The organism is Waterburya sp., assembly GCF_058530065.1.
Map to the genome: position 1 here is coordinate 1 of NZ_JBZNBU010000098.1, position 10,646 is coordinate 10,646.

The following is a 10,646-nucleotide window of genomic DNA, read 5'->3' on the forward strand; positions in this document are numbered from 1 at the left end:
TTGACGTACTCTACGACTAACCTATCGGTATAGTCGCAGAATCTCGCAGGACATTAACCCTGACTGGCTGCGTCAAACAGACCCTAGACACTCGGCTAAAGCCTTCGTGCTTACTTTTGAACCCTATATTTAATGCTCCATTAGCATCGCTTGAAATCAGATGACCAGCTTTTGTTTTATACAATCCTCGCTTAATTCTTCTGCCAGAGAATTTTCTCTTGACAGGATTATCGGCATTGTAAACAGGCATTTCGTCTCGATCTATCGCCGAAGCTTTGCTGGTATAGGATTCTTCTTGCTCGATGTAGTTCAACCCATATCGTTTGCAGAGGCTTTCCAGCTTGGCACGAAGGGTAAAAATTGGAATTTGAACGAAGTTCTGATTATTGCGTTTACCCATATTGCTGTTTTGTTTCAGCGTCGGGTTGTAACCCACAATAACTGTTCCAATTTTTCTATTAAGACAGAAGTTAATTATGTATCTAGCAGCTTGGTTCAGATAATTATTGACTTGGTTCTTTCTTCTATAAGAAAGCCATGCTTCCTTTTTGGTCAAATGCTTGATACCTTGCTTATCTTTATGATGAACCAGTTACGACTAAAGCAGAGCTTATAGTCGCAGTACCCTCACGCGAATCTAGATGGATACGATAATTTCTTTGATGAGCTTATTGAAGATTTAGGGTAAATTTAGGGTGTCCAATAAAATAGTCAAATGTAAAAAGTCTACCCTTGTAAGGGGTAGAGGGGACTGGGTGAGATGGGAAATAACCAAACGCAATCGTGCGTAGCTACTCCTTACTTCCTCTTCTTTTATTTTCTGGTAAGTCGATAAATACTTTATCTTCTGCTTCTACCCCTTCGAGAATTTGAGTCTTACTGCCCAAATATAAACCCACCTGAACTGGTTGAAACTCTGGTTGATTATTTTCTCCTGGTATCATCACCCCTTGTTCTCCATCTTGAGTAAAAATTGCCACAGTGGGAACTACCAAGCTATCGGTTAATTCTTCACCAATAAAGGTGACATCCACATTCATTTTAGAGCGCAGAACATCTTCACCATTGAGGAGTTTTACCCGAACTTCAAAAGAAGTCACATTTTCTTCGATGACTGCTTCGGGGGCGATGCGTTTAATTTCCCCTAAAAATTCTCGATCTGGATAGGCATCGGCAACTATAATTACTTTTTGTCCTGGCTTTAATTGCCCGACATCCAACTCTGCTACTTTAGCAATTACTTCTAGTCCTTGAGCTAGAGCTAATATAGAATTAGCAGAAGCCGACGCAGTACTAGAACCCGAAGTGCTTGGAGCAACAAACGCACCTTCCACTGCATATCTTTGAGTAACGATGCCATCAAAAGGAGCTTTGACAATACTATCGTTATATTGAATTTCTGCTCGCTCTAAGGATATTTCTGCTTGCTCTAAAGAGGCTTCTAAAGCAACAATTTCTTCGGGGGCGGTTGCTAGTCTTTGGTCGAGATCGATGCTGGCTTCTTGAATTTCGGCTCGAATTTGTTCTAATTCCGAACCTCCAGTAGTTTGTAATTGTTCTAGTCTTTGATTCAATTCGTTAATACCAGACAGGGCATTTTGATAGTCGTTGCTAATCTCATCAAAAACATCTTGGGCGATCGCTCCTTGAACTAAGAGATATTCATTGCGTTGCAACCGCTCTTTGACCAATTTCAGACGAGATTGGGCTGCATTAATTTGCGATCGCGTTTGTTCGATATCTTTCGGAATTCGATTTTGGGCTTGGCTCAATCTGGCTTCCGCCTGTCTTAGTCTGGCTCGCGCTCTAGCTATTTCGGCATTTATTTTTGCCTTATTTTCAGCAAATTTAGCTCGATTTTGGTTTAATTCTGCCTTAGTGCGGGAAACTTGATTGGCAAGCTCTCGATTTTCCATAATTGCTAATGTTTGCCCCACTTCAACGCGATCGCCCTGTTCTACTAAAAGTTTGACTAAGCGAGCGGGTTCTTTCGGACTAACATTAACACTTTTGATTGGCTCTATTCTGCCACTGGCAGCAATTTCTACATTTAAGTCTTCTTGCTTGACTTCAACAGTGAGAGCCTCTAAATCTATTTGCCCCTCGGAACTTTTCAGCAAACTATAACTAGCAATACCAAGTAAAGCCAAGCAAACTGCTAATAATCCTGTTGCCACAACGGGGGATTTTTTCGGTTTGGAGTTGATTATTGATTTCATTGATAAATTTTTCTATATTGAATCGAATAAAAAATCTGATTAAAAATACTCCTCTACTTCTCTAGCCCATTACTTGCCTAATCTATCAAATGTAAAACGTCTACCCTGGTGAGTCTCCCTACCCTTCCTCGGAATTGAGTAAAATAACAACTACTTCAATCTCAATTTTTTTGTTAGCCAACAATTTATCTAGCTAGTTTAAATAAGATATGTAACCGAAAGCGATTTTTTTAATTTAAGACCTCTAACTTCATGTTACAGTTATTGGCTGGTAAAAAACGAGATTAAAAACAGATACGAGCAGATTTAATTTTTCTCAATTGCCAAAAATAATTAAAGTTTGCCGTTAGACAAGAGAATGAAGTAACTTGTGAATATTCATCCACCTAAAATTTTAGATTAAGTACTGTGCCTAAACTTAACTGGTTAATTTCTTTAGTAGCTTGCGCTGGCGTTTCCACTATCTCCCTGCCAGTTAGGGGACAAGCTGTGCTGCCATACTTACCCAAATTAGATGCGACAAAATTAGAATCTCAAGGATTGCAGCTATTACAAGAAGCTTTTCAGTTAACTAGATTTCAACAATACGAACTAGCATTACCAAGAGCAGAATTAGCTACCCAACTAGCCCCAGAAAACTATGAAACTTGGCTGATTTTGGGCAATTTATACATTCAACAAGAAGAAGTTGATAAAGGAATTAAAGCTCTAGAAAAAGGGGAAAAAATCGCACCAGATAAGGAAGCAATCTTATTTAGTTTGGGTAATGGCTATTTTCAGCAAGGTAAATACGAAGCAGCTAAAGTCAAGCTAGAAAAAGGCTTGGAAATAGAGGGCAATTCTATAGAAGCACTTTTCGATTTGGGCAATACCTACCTCAAACTAGAAGAATTCGATAAAGCGATCGCATCCTACGAACAAGCTTTTGCCATTGATGCTACATTTTGGCCAGCCTTAAATAATGTCGGATTGGTAGAATACGAACAAAACGAGCGCGCTAGTGCGATCGCCAGATGGGAATCTGTAATCGAAGTAGACGGTCAAGAAGCAGAACCTCAGCTAGCCTTGGCAGTGGCTTTATTTGAGGAAGGACAAACCGATAAAGCGATCGCTTTAGGTAAAGCTGCCTTAAATTTAGATAGCCGTTATGCAGACATTCAGTTTCTCATCGATAATCTTTGGGGCGAACAATTAATTGCAGATACGAAAAAGTTTCTCAGCAATCCTCAAATACAAGAAATTGTTTCTAACAGCGAAGAAGCATTCTCAGAAGAATCAGAAACTTTTCCCACTCCTTAAAGAATGTTTTTGACTAATAATGCCCCTGGCAACTTCTAATCGATCTGGCAAGTAATCAAACGTCCTAAAAAGAAATTGGTCATTTTAGAACCGTAGGGGGAATTCCACCAGCGAGAAGGATGGCAGCCAACAGGGGCATTGAGGCTAAAATCTAATTCTTTGCAAGGTAGCCAGCGGTTATCTTTGCGCCAGCCCAAACCTTCGCCCCAAGTTTCAATTAATTGCTGATTTTGTTCGATGGTGGTGTCAAAAGAACCTCCTGCTGCTTGGTAGGCTTTGAGTTGAGGTGTAAAGCCAAAACGTCCGTTGCTGTATTTCAACCACAGGCGATCGATCGTCATTAAATCGTTACAAGGAAAATGCTGAATATCTTCGGGAGTTAGTTCTTCAATTTCTTTAGTAGATACAGCTAAAATCAGTCGAATGGTTTCCTTATCTGCTTCAAACCAATTTTCCTCGACTAAATATTGCTGAAGATTTTTGTAGCGATAGCGATCGCTTAAAAGCATTAAATCGTCTTCTAATTGGGATATTTTAGCTGAGAGAGAAGATACTTCTCCTAAGTTACTTTCTAAATTATCAAAACGGTCGGCAAGTTGGCTTAATTGTTGTTGAATGGCAGACAATTGGGTCGTTAGTTGCTCGACGATAGGATCGCGATCGTTACTCATCAGTAGGCTTACTTAGAATTTATTAAAAGAGTAACACTATTTAGATGCAGTCAATTTTAAGGATTGGCGATCGATAATTTAACTATTTTCAAATTGCTTAAACTATATTTACTCAATCTAACCTACTAATAAATCTACAATAAATAAAAAGGGACAAGAAAGGGAAAAGTAAGGATTATGGCTTATCAAGCAACGCTACACAACAATCTGTCTTTAACAATTGTCAATTATGGCGAACAAACCCAAATTACATCCACCTCTAATAGCCCAGGACAACAACAGAGTCAGAGTAATAGCTTTAGTACTGGTCAGTGGCAAAATGCCCCTCAACTTTGGCAAATAGATCGGGGTTATATCTTGCAAATTAACGGTACAAAAGGTCAATATTCTATTTCGATCCAAGCCCAAAATATGCAGATAATTAACGGTATTCCAACCGTAGAAAATGCTATTCCCGTTAAGCTAGAAACCATTCCCGATCCAGTTAATCAAACATCTCAAACTTCTTTTAATTTTGAGCCCATGCAACCCATGCAACCCCTGAAAATGGGCAATATGTCGATGGATCTCAACTCTATGTCGATGCAGATGGGCAATATGTCTTTAAATATGACCAATCGAGCAAAAAAGACCAATACTAAGGTATTCTGTTCTCAGTGTGGCACAGAAGCCAAATCTGGCGATCGCTTTTGTCGTAGTTGCGGACACAATTTGAGCAACTAATAACTAGTAAATAACAATCATATATGACCTACTGCTTGGGAATTATCAATCAATTCGGCATCGTGATGGCAGCGGACTCGCGAACTAATGCAGGAGTAGATTACATCTCTACCTACAAAAAAATGTTCGATCTTTCTTTACCAGGAGAAAGAGCAATTATAATTTGCGCTTCGGGGAGTCTTTCTGTAACTCAGGGAGTATTGACTAGAATCAACCGAGATATTCAAAATCAAGAAGAAAAGAATCTGCACAACTTACCCACAATGTACGATATTGCTGCTTATATTGGCAGTAAAAGCCGAGAGATTCAGGAAATAGACCGCCCTTGGTTGGAAAAAGACGGTATTGATTTTAGTTGCAATTTTTTACTAGGGGGACAAATTAAAGGGGAAGAACCTCAATTATATTTAATTTATCCTCAAGGAAACTTTATTCAAGCCACCAAAGAAACTCCTTTTTTACAAATAGGCGAGACTAAGTATGGCAAACCAATTATCGATCGCACTATTACTTACAAGACTCCTCTCGAAGACGCTGCCAAATGTGCCTTGCTATCGATCGATTCGACGATGAAATCTAATATTTCCGTAGGGCCCCCAATTAATCTCGTGATGTACCATACCGATAGTCTGGAGATTCCCAATACTTTAGAGTTGCGTTTGGGCGCGCCTTACATAGCTAAAATTCGCACTCTTTGGGAAGATTCTGTCCGTCGCGCTTTTGAATCTATGCCAGATATTGAATGGGAACATGAATCTGGAGATGCTGAAGAAAATGTTTATCTAGACTAGTAATAATTTAATCAGATTAAAAAGTTCGGAGGGAACATAAAATAATAGAATACATCGATTATGTTGATATACGGGATAAATATTGCGTTATCAGTATTGATTGTATTCTTAAATTAATATTTAATTGAATTTGTTTGGTCGATTTATTAGATATATATTAGTATATTCCTAATTTTATAAACATCCATTTACCAATTTTTTCCATCCTTTTCAAGCTATCCAATTTTAATGTGCGAGAACTGATTACTCATGGCATTTGAAGCTTACGATCCAGAAAACTTCTATGACGAACTATTTGTAGCCAAAGGAAAACCGCGATCCCATTCGGCTACTTTAATCGAACATATGGTTAAATTGGGGATCGAACAATTAGAAGAGCAAAGACAAACAGCTGAAATTGCTTTTTTTAAATTGGGAGTAACATTTAATGTTTACAGCGACGATCGCGGTATTGAAAAGATATTTCCCTTTGATATTATTCCCCGCATTATTGATAGTAATGAATGGAAAAAATTAGAAAAAGGATTGATTCAAAGAATTCAAGCTTTAAATTTGTTTCTCGATGATATTTATGGAGAACAAAAAATCATCAAAGAGGGCATAATTCCTGAAGAAATAATTAATACTGCTTCGGGGTTTCTCAAGCCATGCTTGGGCATAAAACCCCCAAGTAAAGTCTGGTGTCATATTACAGGCACGGATTTAGTCAGACACACCGATGGGGAATGGTATGTTTTGGAAGATAACTTGCGATCGCCTTCGGGAGTATCCTACGTCTTGGAAAACCGACGGGTAATGAAAAGCACTTTCCCCGAAATATTCCAAAATATGACCGTAAAACCTGTAGATGATTACCCCTGTCAGTTACTAGAAACCTTGCTCAATTTAGCACCACCTCAATTGCCAGATCCGACGGTAGTAGTCTTAACCCCAGGTATTTATAACTCTGCCTATTACGAACATTCCTTTTTAGCCCAACAAATGGGAGTCGAACTAGTGGAAGGGAGAGATTTAATCGTTACCGATGGTTATCTACAAATGAAAACCACCAAAGGCTTGCAAAGAGTTGATGTGGTCTATCGTCGGATTGATGATAATTTCTTAGATCCTTTAGCCTTTAATCCCGATTCTTTATTGGGCGTGCCAGGATTGATGGAGGTCTATCGTCAAGGAAGAGTTGCCCTCGCCAATGCCCCTGGTACGGGAGTTGCAGACGACAAAGTAGTCTATGCTTATGTCCCTGACATGATTCGCTTTTACTTAGGGGAAGAGCAAATACTCAATAACGTACCTACCTATCTTTGCTGGCGGGAAAGCGATCGCAAGTATGTGCTCGAAAATCTCGCCAAACTAGTGGTTAAATCTGCCGACGAAGCGGGGGGGTATGGAATGCTCATTGGCACAACATCCACCCCAGAGGAAAGAGCCGAATTCGCGCAAAAAATTATTGCCAATCCTCGCAAATATATCGCTCAACCAACCCTCGGCTTGTCTAGAGTACCAACTCTAATTGATGGTCAAGTGGAAGGCAGACACGTCGATCTTCGCCCATACATTTTGCATCGTGGGGATGAAATATACGTTCATCCAGGGGGATTAACCAGAGTGGCATTGAAAAAAGGCTCTTTAGTAGTAAATTCTTCCCAAGGGGGAGGAAGCAAAGATACTTGGGTACTAAATTCAATTAATAATTAATAGTTAATAATGCTGAGTAGAGTAGCAGATTCAATTTATTGGTTAAATCGTTATATTGAAAGGGCGGAAAATGTCGCTCGCTTTATTGATGTCAATCTTAACTTGATGTTAGATTTGCCCGCAGGAGTTGGTCCTCAGTGGCAACCTTTAATTTCAGTGACAGGAGATTCTCAAGAGTTTGCCCTCCGCTACAATCAAGCGAGCAGTAGTAATGTCATTCAGTTTCTTTGTTTCGATCGCGAATATCAAAATTCAATTATTTCTTGTTTGTACAAAGCTAGAGAAAACGCCCGCTCGATTAGAGAGGTAATTTCTTCAGAAATGTGGGAAGAGGTTAATTCTTTCTATCTAATGATTCAGGAAGCTGCAGAGAATATTTCCTTTAGTACCTTACCTAAATTGTTTGGTCAGGTAAAAATGGCTAGTCATCGTTTTGCTGGAGTCATGGATGCCACTATGTCCCATAATGAAGGATGGCATTTTGGACAAATGGGCAGACTTTTGGAAAGAGCAGACAAAACTACCCGCATTCTGGATGTAAAGTACTTTTTGCTTTTACCCTCTGCCGAGTGGGTAGGTACGCCGTTAGATCGCATTCAATGGATGGCTTTATTAAGATCTGCCAGTGCCTATGAAATGTATCGTAAATGCCAACACCACATTACCCCTAGTACGGTAGCTGAATTTTTAATTCTCGATCGCACTTTTCCCAGATCGATCCATTTTTGTCTGTGGCAAACTAAATCTTGTCTGCACGAAATTACTCAAACCCCCAGTGGCAAATGGTCTAATGGGGCAGAAAGAGCTTTAGGTAGATTGTGTTCGGAGTTGGGCTATATCACGATCGAAGATATAATTCAGTCTGGCTTGCATGAGTTTTTAGACCAAATGCAAAGTTCGATCAACCAAGTCGGTAACGAAGTTCATTCAGCTTTTTTCGCCTTTGGCGATTTGCCCAGTGCAGTATCTCATCAACCATCAAACAACTTACAATTACAGTCATCCAATCTATCCCAAACCCCATCTACTTAGATTGCATCCTCGTTGCGATCGCAATCTTCAATTACTGGATTTTTCTCTATCTGTAATTCCCACGCCCAAAGGCAGATCGGATTACATCGATCTTGATGGTAATAATTTAATTAAGCTCTGGTTTGTCGAAGCAACCGAAAAGTTGAGCATTCAAACTACTTCTAGGGTAGAAACTCACTGTAATAACCCCTTTAACTACCTCCTAGAACCTTGGGCAACTGCTTTACCATTTGATTATCCTAGTTCTCTTTTACAGCAACTACAACCCTATCTTCAGCCTTATGGCATGGCGATCGATCCCGTGGCGATGGAATTGGCAGGAGAATTACTATTTGAAACTGAGAACAATACGCTCAATTTTCTGTTTGCCTTAAATCAACGTATTTATCGTGACTGTGTCTATATAATTCGAGAAACAGGCGCGCCTTTTCCTCCTGGAATAACTTGGGGGAGCAAAAAAGGTTCTTGTCGCGATTATGCTGTTTTATTTATGGAAGTATGCCGCTCCGTAGGAATTGCTGCCAGATTTGTTAGTGGCTATCAAGAAGGAGACGAAGAACAACAATCTCGCGATCTTCATGGCTGGGTAGAAGTATATTTGCCTGGGGGTGGTTGGCGGGGTTACGATCCGACTCTAGGATTGGTGGTTAGCGATCGCCATATTTCTTTAGTTGCCAGTGCTATACCCAGCTATGCAGCAGCAATAGAAGGCTCGGTAGTTCCCGTTACCTACGGCACAAAAATTAGTTCTCAGCTACAAACTCAAATTGAGATTGTTAAATATGATTAATGGTTATTTTTTGATTCTGAATTAGGGACAAATGCTAGTTGTTCGATAAGTTTGCGATCAAAAATTTGTTCGGGAGTCTGATTACTATCTGTCAAACAATAAACTCGATTGCCATTGGTATAGAGGAGCGAACCATCGGCAGCTAAATCATAAAAGAGCACGCCATCAGCTATTTTTGTTTCTACGCCATTGGTGGTTTGAGCCATTAACTGCCAAGTTTTTGGTACTAATCCCGAATATTTAGCTTCTTTCTGGTTTTTTTCCTTGGATAGCTGATGAAGATCGACTAATTCTCCCCAAACTTTTAATAGTTGTTGGCTGTCATCTGGTTTGGCTTCTCCTACTTTCATTAAAGGTTTGCCTGTAAAAGTTACCGCAAAGAAATTGAGTATTTGATAAAAAGTATTTGCCAGGCGCAGGGGTAGCAAAACTAGATCCTTCAGAATGCTCCAAAGATTAATTTGTTCTTTTTTGGGTTTGTAAGGACGGCGAATATAGTACAAAGTTCCATCCTCGGTCATTTTGGGTTCGAGAAAATCATAATTAGGATCTTCTACCAAACAAGTAATTTCTTGACTGTTGAAGTCCAATTCTTCAATCCGAAATGGACTGCGATCGCAACCATAGCCTTCTCGATTTCTCGCAATTCCTGCCGATTGATAGACTAGGGCTTTGGGTTTACAGGGTATCCAGCTAGGAGCGAGATCGAGAGAATCACCTTCGGTAATTTCGTGAGGTTTTGCTCCCGTAACGGGCATGGTGGCAATATTAGCCGTACCGTCTTGACGTTCGACAGTACAAGCGATCATTCCCTCGGCACTATTTATATTGAGATGTTGGATTAAAAAATCCGAACCATGATAGAGGCGTTTTTCAACAATGCGATCGCTATCCAGAGTGAAAATACCCGCTACCTCTCCTACGTTGATAGCGTAGTAAACTTTACCGCAATCGTCGCAGCAAACACTAGTAAAATTTACTGGAGTAGCGGTGTTGGCTCGTTCTTCCATCTGCTTGAGCATCGGTTTGGGAATTCTATTTGCCATCGTACTGCGATCGCGAAAAATATTACGTCGTTGAATTTGTAATAATCTTTCTTGAGTAGCCCTGCCAAATTCACTATCAATAATACGAAAGGGCGCACCATCTAGTTTCAAATGGAGTTTGCCCCCCGCGATATATAAAAAGCCAATTTTCATAGGTTCGAGAGTTAAGAACATACAATTATAGTTCCCGAAACAAGGGTAAAAGAACTAAATTCACTCTTTTTAGAACATAAATAAGTCTTGCTTATGCTTAACATCAGGAAACAAAATGAAAAATACCTTGATAAAGTACAAATACTTAGCTATATTAAGTTCATAGACAAAAGAAACACATTATTCTTATTCCGTTTCCCAGTCTAGTTCTATTAAGAACCTTGAAA

At 39.6% G+C, this 10,646-nt stretch carries 9 protein-coding genes and 1 pseudogene; 6 read left to right on the top strand and 4 right to left on the bottom strand.

Going from position 1 to position 10,646, the window contains the following annotated elements; translation table 11 throughout:
* Positions 1-16: 16 nt before the first annotated feature.
* Both AC33VI_RS06510 and AC33VI_RS06515 read right to left on the bottom strand, forming a co-directional pair.
* Positions 17-592 (bottom strand): annotated as a pseudogene (locus tag AC33VI_RS06510) (IS200/IS605 family accessory protein TnpB-related protein); the annotation flags it as partial.
* Between the two features lie 199 nt (positions 593-791).
* On the bottom strand, positions 792-2,219 hold the full coding sequence (locus AC33VI_RS06515) for an efflux RND transporter periplasmic adaptor subunit (protein ID WP_491781456.1): 1,428 nt from the start codon (positions 2,217-2,219) through the stop codon (positions 792-794).
* A 408-nt stretch (positions 2,220-2,627) separates the two neighbouring features.
* Here AC33VI_RS06515 and AC33VI_RS06520 point away from each other — a divergent pair, with 408 nt between their 5' ends.
* Positions 2,628-3,518 (top strand): tetratricopeptide repeat protein, encoded by an 891-nt coding sequence (locus tag AC33VI_RS06520; protein ID WP_491781457.1) that lies wholly within the window; start codon positions 2,628-2,630, stop codon positions 3,516-3,518.
* 35 nt (positions 3,519-3,553) lie between these two features.
* Here the strand turns inward: AC33VI_RS06520 and AC33VI_RS06525 are convergent, their stop codons facing one another.
* On the bottom strand, positions 3,554-4,189 hold the full coding sequence (locus AC33VI_RS06525) for a GUN4 domain-containing protein (protein WP_491781458.1): 636 nt from the start codon (positions 4,187-4,189) through the stop codon (positions 3,554-3,556).
* A 177-nt stretch (positions 4,190-4,366) separates the two neighbouring features.
* Here AC33VI_RS06525 and AC33VI_RS06530 point away from each other — a divergent pair, with 177 nt between their 5' ends.
* The 5 genes from AC33VI_RS06530 to AC33VI_RS06550 all read left to right on the top strand — a co-directional run bounded on the left by AC33VI_RS06530 (position 4,367) and on the right by AC33VI_RS06550 (position 9,220).
* Positions 4,367-4,912 carry a zinc ribbon domain-containing protein gene (locus tag AC33VI_RS06530; protein ID WP_491781459.1) on the top strand — a complete coding sequence of 182 codons (546 nt, stop codon included), beginning with the start codon at positions 4,367-4,369 and terminating at the stop codon, positions 4,910-4,912.
* A gap of 23 nt (positions 4,913-4,935) precedes the next feature.
* Complete coding sequence (locus AC33VI_RS06535; RefSeq protein WP_491781460.1) at positions 4,936-5,703, top strand: proteasome-type protease; 768 nt, start codon at positions 4,936-4,938, stop codon at positions 5,701-5,703.
* Between the two features lie 249 nt (positions 5,704-5,952).
* A complete protein-coding gene (locus AC33VI_RS06540) occupies positions 5,953-7,398 on the top strand; it encodes a circularly permuted type 2 ATP-grasp protein (protein WP_491781461.1) in 1,446 nt (481 codons plus the stop codon).
* Between the two features lie 9 nt (positions 7,399-7,407).
* Positions 7,408-8,430 carry an alpha-E domain-containing protein gene (locus tag AC33VI_RS06545; protein WP_491781462.1) on the top strand — a complete coding sequence of 341 codons (1,023 nt, stop codon included), beginning with the start codon at positions 7,408-7,410 and terminating at the stop codon, positions 8,428-8,430.
* Positions 8,357-9,220: a transglutaminase family protein gene (locus tag AC33VI_RS06550; RefSeq protein ID WP_491781463.1), complete on the top strand. Its 864-nt coding sequence runs from the start codon at positions 8,357-8,359 to the stop codon at positions 9,218-9,220. Before AC33VI_RS06545 ends, AC33VI_RS06550 begins: the two co-directional genes overlap by 74 nt.
* Here the strand turns inward: AC33VI_RS06550 and AC33VI_RS06555 are convergent.
* Positions 9,217-10,419 carry a TolB-like translocation protein gene (locus tag AC33VI_RS06555; RefSeq protein WP_491781464.1) on the bottom strand — a complete coding sequence of 401 codons (1,203 nt, stop codon included), beginning with the start codon at positions 10,417-10,419 and terminating at the stop codon, positions 9,217-9,219. The genes AC33VI_RS06550 and AC33VI_RS06555 overlap by 4 nt on opposite strands.
* Between the last annotated feature and the right edge of the window lie 227 nt (positions 10,420-10,646).

Coding starts and splice junctions, on each gene's coding strand:
- AC33VI_RS06515 (WP_491781456.1), bottom strand. CDS start 2,219: ATGAAATCAATAATCAACTCCAAACCGAAAAAATCCCCCGTTGTGGCA.
- AC33VI_RS06525 (WP_491781458.1), bottom strand. CDS start 4,189: ATGAGTAACGATCGCGATCCTATCGTCGAGCAACTAACGACCCAATTG.
- AC33VI_RS06530 (WP_491781459.1), top strand. CDS start 4,367: ATGGCTTATCAAGCAACGCTACACAACAATCTGTCTTTAACAATTGTC.
- AC33VI_RS06535 (WP_491781460.1), top strand. CDS start 4,936: ATGACCTACTGCTTGGGAATTATCAATCAATTCGGCATCGTGATGGCA.
- AC33VI_RS06540 (WP_491781461.1), top strand. CDS start 5,953: ATGGCATTTGAAGCTTACGATCCAGAAAACTTCTATGACGAACTATTT.
- AC33VI_RS06545 (WP_491781462.1), top strand. CDS start 7,408: ATGCTGAGTAGAGTAGCAGATTCAATTTATTGGTTAAATCGTTATATT.
- AC33VI_RS06555 (WP_491781464.1), bottom strand. CDS start 10,419: ATGAAAATTGGCTTTTTATATATCGCGGGGGGCAAACTCCATTTGAAA.